Below are 16,696 nucleotides of genomic sequence, written 5' to 3' on the forward strand. Positions count from 1 at the left end.
CGGGGTCCTGTGCTTTCAGGCGCTACTGGCCGTGCCCGCGATGAACTTCGCGCCGCGGCCGTGGTCGGTTAGCCTGTGTTTCCTGCCCGAATGCGCCCCACGATGACGACCAATCCTTTCGCCTGGGGCTTCCGGGCCCAGTTCCTCACCGGCTTCGCGCTCTGCGTGGCGCTGCTGGCCTATGCCCTGTACGTGCAGTTCGGCATGCTGATGATGCCGTGCCCGCTATGCATCCTGCAGCGCGTCGCCTTCGCGGCCATGGCCGTCGTTTTCCTGGTCGGGGGCCTGCATTCGCCCAAGGGCAGGGTGGGCCGGGCCATCTATGGCCTGCTGGCTTTCGTCCCGGCCGCTGCCGGCGGCGTCGTCGCCGCCCGCCATGTCTGGCTGCAGTCGCTGCCGCCCAGCGAGGTGCCGCTGTGCACGTCCATGGGACTGGACTACATGGTCGAGGCCATGGGCCCGTTCAAGGCCCTGGCCAAGGTGCTCGAAGGCTCCGGCGAATGCGCCAAGGTGGACTGGAGCTTCCTGGGCCTGTCGATGCCGGCCTGGACCCTGGCCTGGTTCATCGGGCTGGGCCTGGGCGCCCTGTGGGCGGGCTGGCGCCGCCGCTGACGCAAACGGGTTTCGCGTGGCTTGCACGGGGCAACGTTGGCCCTGTGGCATGATGCTGTGCAGCACTCCTTCGACCGACCCACTGGAACAACGATGAGCTCTTCCGACCGCAGCCTGCAGACCGTTTCCGTCCCGTCCGACTGGACGCCGGCGGGCTGGCGCGCGCGGCCGGCCGCGCAGCAGCCGCGTTATCCCGACGAGGCCGAACTGGCCGGCGTCGTGGAAGAGTTGCGCCGGCTGCCGCCCTTGGTGACGTCCTGGGAGATCCTGACGCTCAAGAAGCAGCTGGCCGAAGCCCAGGAAGGCAAGCGCTTCGTGCTCCAGGGCGGCGACTGCGCCGAGTCCTTCGCCGACTGCGAATCGGCCCTGGTGTCGAACCGCCTGAAGGTGTTGCTGCAGATGAGCCTGGTGCTCGTGCACGGGCTGCGGCTGCCGGTCGTGCGCGTGGGTCGCTTCGCCGGCCAGTACGCCAAGCCGCGTTCGGCCGACATGGAAGAGCGCGACGGCGTCACGCTGCCCAGCTACCGCGGCGATTTCATCAACCAGCCCGAGTTCACGGCCCAGGCGCGCACGCCGGACCCGCGGCGCATGGTCAAGGGCCACGCGCGTTCGGCGATGACCATGAACTTCGTGCGTGCGCTGGTCGACGGCGGTTTCGCCGACCTGCACCACCCCGAGTACTGGGACCTGGGCTGGGTCGGCCATTCGCCGCTGTCGGACGACTACCGGCGCATGGTCGCCGCCGTCGGTGACGCCGTGCGCTTCATGGAGACGATTTCCGGCACGGCCCTGCACAACCTCAACCGCGCCGATTTCTACACCTCGCACGAAGCCCTGCTGCTGCCCTACGAAGAAGCCCTGACCCGGCAGGTGCCGCGCCAGTGGGGCTGGTTCAACCTGTCCACGCACTTCCCCTGGATCGGCATGCGCACCGCCGCGCTGGAAGGCGCCCATGTCGAGTATTTCCGCGGCCTGCGCAATCCGGTCGCGGTGAAGGTCGGCCCCTCGGTCACGCCTGAGCAGTTGCTCAAGCTGGTGGACGTGCTCAATCCCTCGAACGAGCCCGGTCGCCTGGCGCTGATCCATCGGATGGGCGCCGCCCAGATCGCCGAAAAACTGCCGCCGCTGCTCGACGCCGTGCGCCGCGAAGGCCACCGCGTGCTTTGGATCTGCGACCCGATGCACGGCAATACCGAAAGCACCAGCAACGGTTACAAGACCCGGCGCTTCGACAAGATCCGCGGCGAACTCGAAACCGCCTTTGACCTGCACGCCGCCGCTGGCACCCGCCTGGGCGGCGCGCACCTGGAGCTGACCGGCGAAAACGTCACCGAGTGCACCGGCGGCGCCCGCGAGCTCACCGACACCGACCTGGCCCGCGCCTACCGTTCGACCGTGGATCCGCGACTGAACTACGAGCAGTCGCTGGAAATCGCCATGCTGATCGTGCGCAAGCAGTCGAGCCTGGCGCGACCCCTCACGCCCTGAGGCCAGGGCGTTCCGGAGCCGGCAATTCCACGGCGCTGCCGCTCACGCGGATGCCTTCGGCGGGGTTGGGCGGCACGTGCACGTGCAGGCGGCTGGGGCGGCCCATGTCCTCGCCCTGGCGAATGGTGAATTCGCGGGACGGGGGCAGGGCATCGCGGCTGGCCAGGTAGGCACCCAGGGCCGCGGCGGCGGCACCGGTGGCGGCATCCTCGACGACCCCGCCGGGCGGGAACGGGTTCCGGGCGTGCAGGCTGGCCGGCGTTTCCCGCCAGACCAGGCTGACCGTGGTCCATTGCCTGCGTGCCATCAACGCCGCCAGCGCATCGAAGTCGTAGGCCAGGTCGGCCAGCCGGTCGCGGCTCGTGGCCACCAGCACCGGATGCCACGCCCCGGCATAAGCCACCGCGGGAAGCAGCGACGGGTCCAGGTCCCGGGCTTGCCAGCCCAGGAGCGCGAGCAGGGCCTCGAGGTCGGCATCGGCGATCGGCTCGACCCGGGGTGCCACGCTGACCAGCGTGGCCTGGCGACGCGCGTCGACCGACACCCGGACCCGGCCCGACACGGTGTGCAGGTCCCATTCGCCGGGGCCCTGTCGGTCGGCAAGCGCGACCGTGGCGGCGATCGTGGCGTGGCCGCAGAAGCTCACCTCCGCTTTCGGGCTGAAATAGCGCACGTCGAAGTCGCCGTCGCTGCGTGGCGACAGGAAAACGCTTTCCGAATAGGCCAGGTCGGCGGCGATGGCTTGCATGGCCGCGTCGGACAAGTCGCGCGCGTCGAGCACGATGCCGGCCTGGTTGCCGCCGGCAGGATCGTTGGTGAAAGCGCTGTAGTGCAGGATTTCGGTGTTCATGTCGCCTCCCGGGCGATTTTGACGGGTTTGTCGTCACCCAGGCGGACGACGAAGCAGGGAAGGAATCGCTGGGTCAGTGGCCCCACCGCCAGCGCGAAGACCACCGTGCCCAGGCCGACAGGGCCACCCAGGGTGGCGCCCAGGACGACCACCGAAGCTTCGATGCCGGTACGCACGAAACGGATTGAACGGCCGGTGCGACGGGCCAGCCCCGTCATCAGGCCGTCCCGGGGACCCGGACCCAGCTGGGCGCCGACGTACAGCGCGGTTGCCAGGCCACAGCAGGCAACGCCGGCCAGCATGTAGACCGCGCGTAGCGCCAGGCCCTCCGGCGCGCCGAGCCACCACAGGTTGAGGTCGGTGAACGGACCGACGCAGAAGGCATTGGCCAGGGTGCCCAGGCCGGGCATCTGCCGCAAGGGAACCCAGGCAAGCAGCACCGCCATCGAGGTGAGCACCATGATGTTCCCCAGGCTCATGTCCAGGCCCCGGGGGACGTGCTGCAGGGCACCCTGGTGGAAGACGTCCCACGGCGACGTGCCCAGTGCGCCCTGGACCATCAGTGCGACCGAGAGGCCGTAGAGCCACAGGCCGACGAACAGCCTGAGCAGGCGTTCGGGCAGGCGCCCCGCCCGGAGCTGGGCGAGCGGACCGATATTGGCCAGGCCGTGCATTTGATTGGTCTTGTCCATGGCGCTAGTCTTCCGGCAATTGGAATCACGGCATATAGCCAATTTCCCGATGGTGGACTCATGACCCGGACCCTCGATCCCCGCCGCCTTGCCACCTTGCTCGGTGAATTCCCGCGGTCGCCCGCCTACCTCGGGCTGCGCGACGGTTTGCAGGAACTGATCGGTGACGGCCGCATCCCGCTCGGGACCCGCCTGCCCAGCGAACGGGCGGTGGCGGAAGCGCTGGGTTTGTCCCGGATCACCATCACCCGCGCGTACGCCGCGCTGGCGGATGCGGGTTTCGTGGAGGCGCGGCAGGGGGCGGGTACGTTCGCGACGGTTCCGATCGATCGGCGGCGGGCCCACGACCATGCCCTGAGCCCGGCCGACCGGCCGCCACCGGGTCGCGATGCGATCGACCTCAACTGCGCGGCCAGCGCCGCCACCCCCGGGGTGGCGGCGGCGTACGAAAAGGCCCTGGCGACGCTGCCTTCCTACCTGGCGAGCGAGGGTTACCTGCCGTCAGGATTGCCCGAGCTGCGTGCCGGCATCGCCCGGATGTACGAACGCCGCGGCCTGGCGACCGATCCGGGGCAGGTGCTGATCACGTCCGGGGCGCTGTCGGCGACGGCCATCATCGCCCGTGCGCTGGCGCGGCCCGGGGACCGGATCATGCTCGAGTCACCGGTCTATCCCAATGCGATCGAAGCGCTTCGCTGCGGCGGCGGCCAGTTGGTCGCCGCCCCGATGGCCGACCCGCTGGGCGAACAGGGCTGGGACTACGAAGGCATCGAGGCCACCCTCAGGCAGGCGGCCCCCCGGTTGGCCTACCTGATCCCCGACTTCCAGAACCCCACCGGCTTCCTGATGGATGCACGGGGCCGCGAGCGGATCGCGCGGGCGCTGGAAAGCGCCCGGGTCACCGCCATCGTCGATGAAACCCTGCAGCCGACCTGGCTGGATGATGAGGATTCGATGCCCCCGCCGTTCGCCCGTTTCGGCGCCGACGTAATCACCGTCGGAAGCGCATCGAAGATGTTCTGGGGAGGGCTGCGCGTCGGCTGGATCCGGGCGCCGCACGAACTCGTGGGTCGGCTTATCCGCTCCCGCGTGCAGGTGGACCTGGGTGGCTCGCTGTTCGACCAGCTGGTGGTCATGCAGCTGCTGCAGGACCCGCAGGTCCTGGTCCGGCGGCGACGGGGCCTGCGCCAGCAGCGCGATGCCTTGGCGACGGCCCTGGCCCGCGAATTGCCGGACTGGCGCTTTCGCCTGCCCAGCGGTGGGCTGTCCCTGTGGGTGCGCCTGCCGCGGGCAAGCGCGACGCGGCTGGCATCCGAACTCGAACACGCGGGCCTGTATCTGGCGCCGGGGCCGGTCTTCGCGGTCGAGGGCGGGCAGGACGAATGGCTGCGCCTGCCCTACACGCGGCCCGCCGACGAACTGGTGCAGGCGGTGGGGCGGCTCGCCGCCGCCTGGGGTGCGCAGAAGCGGGCGACGCGCGGGGCCGGCAAGGCGTCGCCGGTCCTGATCGCCTGATCGGCCCGGCGCAGGCGCCGGGCCAGGTCAGGTCAGCCGCGCGAGGCCTTCTTGCGGTCGTTCTCGGTGCGGTGCTTCTTGCGCAGGCGGATGGCGACCGGGGTGATCTCGACCAGTTCGTCGTCGTCGATGAACTCCAGCGCCTGCTCAAGCGAAAACTTCACCGGCGGGATCAGGCCTTCGTCCTTGTCGGTGCCCGAGGCGCGGAAGTTGGTGAGCTGCTTGCCGCGCAGGGCATTGACCGTGAGGTCGTTGTCCTTGGAGTGGATGCCGACGATCTGGCCTTCGTAGATCTCCTCGCCCGGCTCGACCATCAGGCGGCCGCGCTCCTGCATGGCGATCTGCGCGTAGGCCGGCGACGGGCCGGTGCCGTTGGAGATCAGCACGCCGTTCTGGCGCTGGCCGATGTCGCCTTCCTGCTTCGGCGCGTAGTGGTCGAAGACGTGGAACAGCAGGCCGGTGCCGGCGGTGATGGTGCGGAACTCGGTCTGGAAGCCGATCAGGCCACGGGCCGGGATGATGAAGTCGATGCGCACGCGACCCTTGCCGTCCGGCTCCATGTTCTGGAGGATCGCGCGGCGCTCGCCCAGGCGCTGCATCACGCCGCCCTGGTACTGCTCTTCAAGGTCCACCACCAGCGACTCGAACGGCTCCTGCTTGACGCCGTCGACTTCGCGGATGATCACCTCGGGGCGCGACACGGCCAGCTCGTAGCCTTCGCGACGCATGGTTTCGATGAGGATCGACAGGTGCAGTTCGCCGCGGCCGCTGACCTTGAACTTGTCGGCGTCGGCGGTGTCCTCGACCTTCAGCGCGACGTTGTGCTGGGTCTCGCGCATCAGGCGGTCGCGCAGCTGGCGCGAGGTGAGGAACTTGCCGCCGCTGCGGTCCTTGTTGCCGGCGAAGGGCGAGTCGTTGACCTGGAAGGTCATCGAGATCGTCGGTTCGTCGACGGTCAGCACCGGCAGCTGCTCGGCCGCGCCGAGGTCGCAAACCGTGTCGGAAATGCCCAGGCCCTCGATGCCGGAGATCGCGATGATGTCGCCGGCGCGCGCTTCCTTCACCTCATGGCGCTCCAGGCCCATGAAGCCGAGCACCTGCAGCACCTTGGCGTTGCGGGTCTTGCCGTCGCGCGCGACCACCGTGACCTGCTGGTTGGTGCGGATGGTGCCGCGCTGCACCCGGCCCACGCCGATGATGCCGACGTAGTTGTTGTAGTCGAGCGAGGTGATGCGCATCTGGAACGGACCGTCCATGTCCACCGGCGGCGGCGCCACCTTGTCGACGATGGTCTGGAACAGCGGGGTCATGTCGCCCGAGCGCACGGATTCGTCCATGCCGGCGTAGCCATTGAGGCCCGAAGCGTAGACGGTGGTGAAGTCGAGCTGCTCGTCGGTCGCACCCAGGCGGTCGAACAGGTCGAAGGTCTGGTTGAGCACCCAGTCCGGACGCGCGCCCGGGCGGTCGACCTTGTTGATCACCACGATCGGCTTGAAGCCCATCGCGAAGGCCTTCTGGGTGACGAAGCGGGTCTGCGGCATCGGGCCGTCCATCGCGTCGACGAGGATGAGCACCGAATCGACCATCGACAGCACGCGCTCGACCTCGCCGCCGAAGTCGGCGTGGCCCGGGGTGTCGACGATGTTGATGCGGTATTCCTCACCTTCCGGCGAGGTCCAGCGGATCGCGGTGTTCTTGGAAAGGATGGTGATGCCGCGTTCCTTTTCCAGGTCGTTGCTGTCCATCGCGCGCTCGGCCAGCTGCTGGCGTTCGCCCAGCGTGTTGGACTGCTTGAGCAGCTGGTCGACCAGGGTGGTCTTGCCGTGGTCGACGTGGGCCACGATGGCGATGTTGCGGAGCTTTTCGATGGACATGCGGATGGGCGCCGGGCGGCGCGCTGCTCTTGGCTGGGTAAGCCGGCAATTATAGCCGCAAAGCGGTCCTGAATGCCCGTTCAGCCTCCATCGGCACGGAGGGCTGTGGCATCCTTGGCGGCCCACCGGTTCGACCGGCCCGACCCCCTGGAGCACCGCATGTCCCTGACCGCCGTTTTCACCACGTCCCGCGGCCCGATCCGCGTCAAGCTGCACGCCGACAAGGCGCCGCTGACCGTCGCCAACTTCGTCAACCTGGCCCAGCGCGGCTTCTACGACGGCCTGGCCTTCCACCGCGTCATCCCCGATTTCATGATCCAGGGCGGCTGCCCGCGCGGCACCGGCACCGGCGGCCCCGGCTACCGGTTCGAGGACGAGTGCCGCGCCGACCTGCGCCACGACAAGCCCGGCGTGCTGTCCATGGCCAATGCCGGCCCGGGCACCAATGGCAGCCAGTTCTTCATCACCCACGTCGCCACCCCGTGGCTGGACGGCAAGCACACCGTGTTCGGTGAAGTGTTGGGTGCCGACGACCAGGCGGTGGTGGACGCCGTCCGCGGCGGCGACAAGATCGAGAGCCTGAAGATCGAGGGCGATACCGCCCCGCTGCTGGCCGCCCAGGCCGAGCGCGTGGCCGACTGGAACAAGGCCCTCGACGCCGCCTGACCGGGGCCGGGCAGGGCGGCGGGACGGGGCTCTGGAGGGGGCGGCATGGTATCCTTCCGGGGTTTCCCATCCCGCCACCCCAACCCCGCGAGGATCGTGATGCCCCAGCTCGCCAAGCGCATGGGCCGTGCCAAGCCCAGCGCCATCATGGCCGTCGCCGAAAAGGCAAAGAAGCTCAAGGCCGAAGGCCGTGACATCGTCAGCTTCTCCATCGGCGTACCCAACTTCCTGCCCGGCGAGCATGTCTACGCCGCCGCCCGCGAGGCGCTCGAAAAGGACAGTGGCCAGTACGGCTCGAACCGCGGCGCCGATGCGCTGCTCGATGCCTTCCTGCACCACATCGAAGCCCTGGGCCTGACCGGCTACACGCGCCTGAACTGCGCCACCGGCGTCGGCGCCAAGCACATCCTTTACAACCTGGCCGAGGCCCTGCTCGACGAAGGCGACACCATCGCCTACGCCGTGCCCTACTGGACCACCTACGCCGACATCGCCGAGGTGCTGGACGCGAAGATCCTCGAGCTGCCGTGCCCGGCGAGCCAGGACTACAAGCTCACCCCGGCGCAGCTCGACAAGGCCCTGGCCAGCAAGCCCAAGGTGTTCCTGTTCAACAACCCGAACAACCCCACCGGCATGGTCTACACCCGCGAGGAAATCGCGGCGCTGGCCGACGTCATCGTCAAGCACCCGGACACCTGGGTGATCACCGACGACATCTACAACACCATGGTGTTCGACGGCCTGGGTTACCACAACTTCGTCCAGGCCCGGCCTGAACTGCGCGAGCGGGTGGTGTTCGTCGATTCGCTGTCCAAGACCTACGGCATGCCCGGCTGGCGCGTCGGCTTCCTGGCCGGCCCCGAGGTCGTGGCCAAGGCGGTCACGGTGCTCAACTCCACCCACATCACCAACCTGCCCGAGGTCGTCACCGCCGCCGCCGTGGCCGCGCTGACCGGCCCGCAGGACGTGCCCGCCGGCAAGTGCGCCGAGTTCCAGGCCAAGCGCGACCAGGTGGTGGCGACGATGAACGCGATCCCCGGCGTGGTTTGCCCGACGCCCCGCGGCGCGTTCTACGTGTTCCCCGACATCAGCTGCGCCTTCGGCAAATCGCACAACGGCGTGACCATCGCCAACGACGTCGACTTCTGCAGCGCGCTGCTCGAAGCCAAGGGCGTGGCCTGCGTGCCGGGCTCGGCTTTCGGCGAGCCGCGCGCGCTGCGCATCAGCTACACCTGTCCGACCGAGCAGCTGCCCAAGGGCCTGCAGCGGATCCAGGAATTTTTCGCAGAATTGAAGTAAGGAGATCCGCATGAAGACCCCCGTCCGTGTTGCCGTCACCGGCGCCGCTGGCCAGATCGGCTATTCCCTGCTGTTCCGCATCGCCTCCGGCGAAATGCTGGGCAAGGACCAGCCGGTCATCCTGCAGATGCTCGAGCTGCCGATGGAAAAGGCCCAGGCCGCGCTCAAGGGCGTGATGATGGAACTCGAAGACTGCGCCTTCCCGCTGCTGGCGGGCATGGTCGGCACCGACGACCCGATGGTCGCCTTCAAGGACGCCGACGTCGCCCTGCTGGTCGGCGCGATGCCGCGCGGCCCGGGCATGGAGCGCAAGGACCTGCTGCTCAAGAACGCCGAGATCTTCACCGTGCAGGGCAAGGCGCTCAATGCCGTCGCCTCGCGCGGCGTCAAGGTGCTGGTGGTCGGCAACCCGGCCAACACCAATGCCTACATCGCCATGAAGTCGGCGCCCGACCTCGACCCGAAGAACTTCACCGCGATGCTCCGCCTCGACCACAACCGGGCGCTGTCGCAGCTGGCGATCAAGGCCGGCGTTGACGTGGCCGACATCGAGAAGCTGGTCGTCTGGGGCAACCACAGCCCGACCATGTACCCGGACTACCGCCTGGCCACCGCCAACGGAGCCTCGCTCAAGGACAAGATCGGCGACGAGACCTGGAACCGCGAGACCTTCATCCCCAAGGTCGGCAAGCGCGGCGCCGCCATCATCGAAGCGCGCGGCCTGTCCTCGGCCGCCTCGGCCGCCAACGCCGCCATCGACCACATCCGCGACTGGTCGCTGGGCACCGACGGCAAGTGGGCCACCATGGGCGTGCCGTCCGACGGCAGCTACGGCATCCCCAAGGACGTGATCTACGGTTTCCCGGTGACCTGCAAGGACGGCAAGTACGAAATCGTCCAGGGCCTGGAAATCGACGAGTACTCGCGTTCGATGATGGACAAGACCCTGGCCGAGCTCGAGGAAGAGCGCGCCGGCGTCGCCCACCTGCTCTGATGACACCACGAAGGCGGCCTCCGGGCCGCCTTCTTGCTTGAAGGTTCCGAGAATGACCGCAATCGTATCCGCCGGCGCGCGTTTCCGCGCCGCCGTCAGGGAAGAATCCCCGCTGCAGGTGATGGGCGCGATCACCGCCTACGCCGGCCTCATGGCCAGGCGCACCGGCTACAAGGCCCTGTACCTCTCGGGTGGCGGCGTCGCCGCCAACTCGCTGGGCATGCCCGACCTGGGCATTTCCACGATGGAGGACGTACTCACCGACGCCCGCCGCATCGTCGATGCCACCGGCATGCCCTTGCTGGTGGATATCGACACCGGCTGGGGCGGTGCCTTCAACATCGGCCGCACCATCAAGAACTTCCAGCGCGTCGGCGTCGCCGCCGTGCACATGGAGGACCAGGTCGGCCAAAAGCGCTGCGGCCACCGCCCGGGCAAGGAAGTGGTCTCCATGCAGGAAATGGTCGACCGCGTGAAGTCGGCCGTCGACGCCCGCACCGACGATGACTTCGTAATCATGGCCCGCACCGACGCGGCTGCCGTCGAAGGCCTGGACGCCGCCATCGAACGCGCCGTGGCCTACGTCGAGGCCGGCGCCGACATGGTGTTCCCCGAAGCCATGCGCTCGCTCGACGACTACCGCAAGGTCAAGTCCGCGGTGAAGGTGCCGGTGCTGGCCAACCTCACCGAGTTCGGCTCGACCCCGTTCTTCACCACCGACGAACTGCGCGGGGCCGGCGTGGACATCGCGCTTTATTGCTGCGGCGCCTACCGCGCGATGAACAAGGCCGCGCTGCATTTCTACGAAACCGTGCGCCGCGAAGGCACCCAGAAGAACATCATCGACACCCTGCAGACCCGCGCCGAGCTCTACGACTTCCTGGGCTACCACGCCTACGAAGACAAGCTCGACGAGCTGTTCTCGCAGAAAAAAGACTGAGCAAGGAGCCAGACGATGAGCAACGACACCCAACTGCCCAAGCCGAAGAAGTCGGTCGCCCTGAGCGGCACCGCCGCCGGCAACACCGCCCTGTGCACCGTCGGCCGCAGCGGCAACGACCTGCACTACCGCGGCTACGACATCAAGGACCTGGCGACCAAGGCCGGCTTCGAGGAAGTGGCGCACTTGCTGGTGCACGGCGCGCTGCCCACCGCCAGCCAGCTGGCCGCCTACAAGACCAAGCTCAAGCGCCTGCGCGGCCTGCCGGCGATCGTCACCGACGCCCTGGAGCTGGTGCCGGCCAACGCCCACCCGATGGACGTGATGCGCACGGGCTGTTCAGTGCTGGGCACCGTGCTGCCCGAGCGTGAAGGCCACCCGGCCGCCGAGGCGCGCGACATCGCCGACCGGCTGATGGCCAGCTTCGGCTCGATGCTGCTGTACTGGTGGCACTTCACCCGCAACGGCCGTCGCATCGACGTCGAAACCGACGACGACACCATCGCCGCGCACTTTCTGCACCTGCTGCACGGCGAGCCGCCGAGCGCGTCCCACGCCGAGGCCCTGGACAAGTCGCTGGTGCTCTACGCCGAGCACGAGTTCAATGCGTCCACCTTCACCGCGCGCGTGATCGCCGGCACCGGCAGCGACATGTTCAGCTGCCTCACCGGCGCCATCGGCGCGCTGCGTGGTCCCAAGCATGGCGGCGCCAACGAGGTCGCGATGGACATCATCGCGCGCTACGCCAGCGCCGACGAGGCCGAGGCGGACATCCGCGCCCGGGTCGAGCGCAAGGAAATCGTCATCGGCTTCGGCCACCCGGTCTACACCGTCGGCGACCCGCGCAACCCGATCATCAAGGAAATCAGCCGCAAGCTGTGCAAGGAAGGCGGCAACCAGGTCCTGTTCGACGTCTCCGAGCGCATCGAGACGCTGATGATGGACATGAAGAAGATGTTCCCCAACCTCGACTGGTACAGCGCCTCGGCCTACCACATGATGGGCGTGCCGACGCCGATGTTCACGCCGCTTTTCGTCATTGCCCGCACCAGCGGCTGGTCGGCGCACGTCATCGAGCAGCGCATCGACGGCAAGATCATCCGCCCGAGCGCCAACTACACCGGCCCCGAAGACCGCGACTTCGTCGCCATCAACAAGCGCTGACCCCTCCGGTTCGCCCAAAGAAAAAGGCCGCGCATCACTGCGCGGCCTTTTTTCGTGCCATGGGTCCGGTCAGGGCGCCATGCGCTGGGTCGCGGAGGGCAGGGCGGCGACGTTGACCGTCGGCACCGGCGCGGCCTTGGGCGGGGTCAGGCGCTGGACCCGGAAGAAGGTGTGGTCGCCGATGGTCGCCACCTGGGGGTAGGTCGCCCAGCTGGGGTTGGCCAGGTCCAGGGCCGCGAAGTGGCTGGCGCCGGGCACCACCTCCTTGCGCTCGCCGGCCGGCAACTGCCAGTCGGCCTGGGCCTCGAAGGCGACCTGCACGGCGCGTTCCCAGGCCCGCAGGTTCTTCATGCGCAGGCCGGGGTTCACGATGGTCGGGGCGAACTGCTTGCGGGCGGTCACGACGTCGCAGACCGACTCGCCCCACTGGCCCGACTCCCGGCGGCGCAGGGCCACTTCGGCCACGGCGCGCTGGCCCAGCGACGACTGGTCGCGGGCTTCGAGGTAGATGGTGGTCGCCAGGCAAAGCGGGTCGGCGGCGGGCTGGGGCAGCACCGAGGCTAGCCAAAGGACGAAAGACAGCTTCATGGCGGAACTCCTTGCTCCGTTGCGCCGCACTTTTCCATCCGCCAGACGGCGGCTCCCGCAAGGGACCAACGGATTGGGGGTGAAGGTGCGGCCTGGCGTTTTGGGGATGGACGAGCGAGGCTCGCACTCCGGGGTCGCTGGCGTCAGGTGGGCGACCCGCCGGAATCCCCTGGGAGCCATGTGCTCCGGGGCCGATTAGTCGACGCGGCCAGGGGCCGGGCGTCGATTCCAGCCGCGCATACTACTCGAAGGTCCCGAACCTTGCCTGAACGGGCCTGGCCAAGCCTTTGATTCTTATTGGAGTAATTGCTCAGAGGGACGCGGCGAGCCGGCTTCCCTGGGCAATGGCGCGCTTGGCGTCGAGTTCCGCGGCCACGTCGGCACCGCCGATGAGGTGCGTGGCCAGGCCGGCGGCTTCGAGCGGCTCGACCAGTTCGCGAAGCGGCACCTGGCCGGCGCAGACGACCACGTGGTCCACCTCGAGCAGCCGCTCCTGGCCGTCCACGCGGATGCGCAGGCCGGTATCGTCCACGCGCAGGTATTCAACGCCGCCCAGGGCCTGCACGCCCTTGGCCTTGAGCGCGGCCCGGTGGATCCAGCCGGTGGTCTTGCCCAGCCGGGCGCCGGGTTTGCCCGGGCTGCGCTGGAGCAGCCAGAGCGCGCGGGCCGGCGGTTCGGGCCGGGGCCTGGCCAGCCCGCCCGGACCTTCGAAGTCGGGGGAGACGCCCCATTCGGCCATCCACAGGGCGGGGTCGAGGCTGGGCGAAGGGCCTTCCTGCACGAGGAACTCGGCGACGTCGTAACCGATGCCGCCGGCGCCGATGATCGCCACCCGGTGGCCGGGCACGACCCGGCCCTGCAGGACGTCCAGGTAGGAAACCACCTTGGGGTGGTCGGCGCCGGGGAAATCGACCTTGCGGGGGCGGATGCCGGTGGCCAGCACCACGTCGTCGTAGCCGCCCGCCGCCAGCGCCGCGGCGTCCACCCGCTGGCCCAGGCGCAGGTCCACGCCGGTCAGGGCCAGCTGGCGCCCGAAATAGCGCAGGGTCTCGTGGAACTCTTCCTTGCCCGGGATCTTCTTGGCCAGGTTGAACTGGCCGCCGATCTCGCCGGCCGAATCGAACAGGGTGACCCGGTGGCCACGACCGGCCGCGACCGTCGCGCAGGCCAGCCCGGCGGGGCCGGCGCCCACCACCGCGACCCGCCTTGGGGTCGCCGTCGGCGTGTAGTTGAGCTCGGTCTCGGCGCAGGCGCGCGGATTGACCAGGCAGCTGGCCTTCTTGCCGACGAAAACATGGTCCAGGCAGGCCTGGTTGCAGGCGATGCAGGTGTTGATCTCGTCGCGGCGGCCTTCACGGGCTTTGCGTGCCCAGGCCGGGTCGGCCAGCAGCGGGCGCGCCATCGACACCATGTCGGCCTGGCCGCCGGCGATGATGGCCTCGGCCTCGTCGGGCATGTTGATGCGGTTGGTCGCCACCAGGGGCAGGCCGACCAGCGGCTTGAGCTTGGCGGTGACGCCGGCGAACGCGGCCCGCGGCACCGAGGTGGAGATGGTCGGCACCCGCGCCTCGTGCCAGCCGATGCCGGTGTTGATGATGGTCGCGCCGGCGGCTTCGATCGCCTTGGCCTGCATCACGATCTCGTCCCAGCCCGAGCCGTTTTCCACCAGCTCGAGCATCGACAGCCGGTAGATGAGGATGAAGTCGGGCCCGACCGCCTCGCGGATGCGGCGCACGATCTCGACCGCGAAGCGCATGCGGTTTTCCGGCGTGCCGCCCCAGTTGTCCTTGCGCCGGTTGGTGCGCGCGCTGAGGAACTGGTTGATCAGGTAGCCCTCGGAGCCCATCACCTCGACGCCGTCGTAGCCGGCGTCGCGCGCCAGCTTCGCGGTCGTGACGAACGCCTTGATCTGCCGCTCGACGCCCCAGGCGGTCAGGGCACGCGGCGTCAGCGGGCTGATCGGCGCCTTGACCTTCGACGCCGACACCAGCAGCGGATGCGCGGCGTAACGGCCCGCATGCAGGATCTGCAGGCAGATGCGGCCGCCGGCCTCGTGCACGGCGCCGGTGACGATGCGGTGCTTGTGGATCTCCCAGGGCCAGCTGAGCTTGCCGGCGAAGGGTTTGAGCCAGCCGACCAGGTTGGGCGAGATGCCGCCGGTGACCATCAGGCCGACGCCACCCTCGGCGCGTTCCCGGAAATAGGCCGCCAGCTTGGGGAAATCGCGGGCGTGGTCCTCCAGCCCGGTGTGCATCGAACCCATCAGGATCCGGTTGGGCAGGGTGCAAAAGCCCAGGTCGAGGGGCTGGAAGAGGTTGGGGTAGGGCTGGCTGGACATGGGCGGTGGCAATGAACGACTCCGGTCACATTGCCCGTAACAGCGGGCGCGGACAAGGCGCCGTGGCGCGCGAGGCGACCGGAACGGCCGCGTCGGTCCCCGACATCCGTTCATGCTTCTGGCACCATACCGATTGTTCGCCCACGCACGGACCGCCCGCCCATGAGCAACCCCGACATCCGCTCCGCCAAGCGCCCCGAGCCCGACCCGTCGATGGTCGACATCGCCAACTACGTCACCGACTACTACATCGGTTCGTCCGAGGCCTACACGACGGCGCGCTACATGCTGTTCGACTCGCTGGCCTGCGCCATGCTGGCCATGCGCCATCCCGAATGCGTCAAGCACCTCGGGCCGCTGGTGCCGGGGGCGTCCATGCCGGGCGGGGCCCGCGTACCGGGCACCCAGCACGAGCTCGATCCGGCCCAGGCCGCCTACAACATCGGCGTCCAGGTGCGCTGGCTGGACTTCAACGACACCTGGCTGGCGGCGGAGTGGGGCCACCCCTCGGACAACCTCGGCACCATCCTGGCGGTGGGCGATTACCTCAGCCGCAAGGCCGAGCGGGAGGGCCGCAAGCCGGTCACCGTGCGCGACATCCTCACCTGGGCGATCAAGGCCCACGAGATCCAGGGCTGCTACGCGCTCAAGAACAGCTTCAACCGCGTTGGCCTGGACCACGTCATCCTGGTGCGGCTGGCCTCGAGCGCCATCGCCACCCACATGATGGGCGGCGGCAAGGAGGAAATCATCACCGCGGTCAGCCATAGCTGGGCCGACGGCGGCGCCCTGCGCACCTATCGCCACGCGCCCAATGCCGGGCCGCGCAAGAGCTGGGCGGCCGGCGATGCCTGCCGCCGCGCGGTCACCCATGCGCTCAACGCCATGAAGGGCTGCGTCGGCTACCCGAGCGTGGTCAGCGCCAAAACCTGGGGCTTCGCGGACGTGGCCTTCAAGGGCAAGGAGTTCGAGTTCGAACGGCCGTTCGGCAGCTACGTGATGGAGAACATCCTGTTCAAGATCAGCTACCCGGCCGAGTTCCACGCCCAGACCGCGGTCGAATGCGCCATGCAGCTGCATCCCAAGGTGGCGGACAAGCTCGACCAGATCGAGCGCATCGCCATCGAAACCCAGGAGGCCGGTGTCCGGATCATCGACAAGACCGGGCCGCTGGACAACTACGCCGACCGCGACCACTGCCTGCAATACATGGTGGCGGTGCCGCTGATCTTCGGCCGGCTCACCGCCGAGGACTACCAGGACGCGGTCGCCGCCGACCCGCGCATCGACGCGCTCCGGGAAAAGATGGAGGTCCGCGAGAACCCGGACTTCACCCGCGACTACTTCGACCCGGAAAAGCGCTATATCGGCAATTCCGTGGAGGTTTTCTTCAAGGACGGCAGCTCCAGCGGCAAGGTCAGCATCGACACCCCCCTGGGCCACCGGGACCGCCGCGGCGAGGGCATCCCGGCCCTGCTGGCCAAGTTCGAGGCCGCCATGGCGGGCCAGCTGCCGGCCAAGCGGGTCCGCCAGCTGCTGGACCTGACCGGGGACACCTCCCGGTTCGAGGCCACCCCCATCCACCGGTTCATGGACCTCTTCACGCCCTGAAAAACATCTTCTTGCGAAGATCGGGGGGGTTTGTTAGATTCCCGTTAACAATCCAGTCGTTAAGG

Annotated in this window: 13 protein-coding genes and 1 pseudogene; 9 read left to right on the plus strand and 5 right to left on the minus strand. The window is 68.7% G+C overall.

Annotated features, from left to right (window positions below; all coding sequences use genetic code 11):
• Window positions 1–102 precede the first annotated feature (102 nt).
• Window positions 103–612 carry a disulfide bond formation protein B gene (locus N788_RS12420; protein ID WP_034225600.1) on the plus strand — a complete coding sequence of 170 codons (510 nt, stop codon included), beginning with the start codon at window positions 103–105 and terminating at the stop codon, window positions 610–612.
• 93 nt (window positions 613–705) lie between these two features.
• Window positions 706–2,100: a class II 3-deoxy-7-phosphoheptulonate synthase gene (locus N788_RS12425; protein ID WP_034225601.1), complete on the plus strand. Its 1,395-nt coding sequence runs from the start codon at window positions 706–708 to the stop codon at window positions 2,098–2,100.
• Here the strand turns inward: N788_RS12425 and N788_RS12430 are convergent.
• Together N788_RS12430 and yczE are read right to left on the minus strand one after the other, a co-directional pair.
• A complete protein-coding gene (locus N788_RS12430; RefSeq protein WP_034225603.1) occupies window positions 2,090–2,950 on the minus strand; it encodes a PhzF family phenazine biosynthesis protein in 861 nt (286 codons plus the stop codon). The two genes, N788_RS12425 and N788_RS12430, sit on opposite strands and share 11 nt — an antisense overlap.
• Complete coding sequence (gene yczE, locus N788_RS12435; RefSeq protein WP_051924638.1) at window positions 2,947–3,642, minus strand: membrane protein YczE; 696 nt, start codon at window positions 3,640–3,642, stop codon at window positions 2,947–2,949. The genes N788_RS12430 and yczE overlap by 4 nt, the downstream gene beginning before the upstream one ends.
• A gap of 60 nt (window positions 3,643–3,702) precedes the next feature.
• Here yczE and yczR point away from each other — a divergent pair, with 60 nt between their 5' ends.
• Window positions 3,703–5,157 (plus strand): MocR-like transcription factor YczR, encoded by a 1,455-nt coding sequence (gene yczR, locus N788_RS12440; RefSeq protein WP_034225605.1) that lies wholly within the window; start codon window positions 3,703–3,705, stop codon window positions 5,155–5,157.
• A 32-nt stretch (window positions 5,158–5,189) separates the two neighbouring features.
• Here the strand turns inward: yczR and typA are convergent, their stop codons facing one another.
• Window positions 5,190–7,031: a translational GTPase TypA gene (typA, locus tag N788_RS12445; protein WP_034225606.1), complete on the minus strand. Its 1,842-nt coding sequence runs from the start codon at window positions 7,029–7,031 to the stop codon at window positions 5,190–5,192.
• 159 nt (window positions 7,032–7,190) lie between these two features.
• On the opposite strand from typA, the gene N788_RS12450 reads away from it, so the two are divergent.
• The 5 genes from N788_RS12450 to prpC all read left to right on the plus strand — a co-directional run bounded on the left by N788_RS12450 (window position 7,191) and on the right by prpC (window position 12,094).
• Window positions 7,191–7,697 (plus strand): peptidylprolyl isomerase, encoded by a 507-nt coding sequence (locus tag N788_RS12450; protein ID WP_034225806.1) that lies wholly within the window; start codon window positions 7,191–7,193, stop codon window positions 7,695–7,697.
• 99 nt (window positions 7,698–7,796) lie between these two features.
• Window positions 7,797–8,996, plus strand: a complete 1,200-nt coding sequence (locus N788_RS12455; RefSeq protein WP_034225608.1) for an aminotransferase class I/II-fold pyridoxal phosphate-dependent enzyme — start codon at window positions 7,797–7,799, stop codon at window positions 8,994–8,996.
• A gap of 10 nt (window positions 8,997–9,006) precedes the next feature.
• Window positions 9,007–9,990, plus strand: a complete 984-nt coding sequence (locus N788_RS12460; RefSeq protein WP_034225610.1) for a malate dehydrogenase — start codon at window positions 9,007–9,009, stop codon at window positions 9,988–9,990.
• A gap of 52 nt (window positions 9,991–10,042) precedes the next feature.
• On the plus strand, window positions 10,043–10,930 hold the full coding sequence (gene prpB, locus N788_RS12465) for a methylisocitrate lyase (protein WP_034225612.1): 888 nt from the start codon (window positions 10,043–10,045) through the stop codon (window positions 10,928–10,930).
• Window positions 10,931–10,945: 15 nt separating this feature from the next.
• The gene (gene prpC / locus N788_RS12470) at window positions 10,946–12,094 is read left to right on the plus strand and encodes a bifunctional 2-methylcitrate synthase/citrate synthase (RefSeq protein ID WP_034225614.1); all 1,149 of its coding nucleotides are present in this window, start codon (window positions 10,946–10,948) and stop codon (window positions 12,092–12,094) included.
• 129 nt (window positions 12,095–12,223) lie between these two features.
• On the opposite strand, the pseudogene N788_RS12475 reads toward prpC, so the two are convergent.
• Window positions 12,224–12,682 (minus strand): annotated as a pseudogene (locus N788_RS12475) (cell wall hydrolase); the annotation flags it as partial.
• Window positions 12,683–12,992: 310 nt separating this feature from the next.
• Window positions 12,993–15,020 carry an NADPH-dependent 2,4-dienoyl-CoA reductase gene (locus N788_RS12480; protein ID WP_034225616.1) on the minus strand — a complete coding sequence of 676 codons (2,028 nt, stop codon included), beginning with the start codon at window positions 15,018–15,020 and terminating at the stop codon, window positions 12,993–12,995.
• Window positions 15,021–15,182: 162 nt separating this feature from the next.
• On the opposite strand from N788_RS12480, the gene N788_RS12485 reads away from it, so the two are divergent.
• Entirely contained in the window at window positions 15,183–16,631 is a 1,449-nt protein-coding gene (locus N788_RS12485) for a bifunctional 2-methylcitrate dehydratase/aconitate hydratase (protein WP_034225618.1), read from the plus strand.
• Window positions 16,632–16,696 lie beyond the last annotated feature (65 nt).

The sequence above is a fragment of the Arenimonas donghaensis DSM 18148 = HO3-R19 genome (assembly GCF_000743535.1).
Lineage (GTDB): Bacteria > Pseudomonadota > Gammaproteobacteria > Xanthomonadales > Xanthomonadaceae > Arenimonas > Arenimonas donghaensis.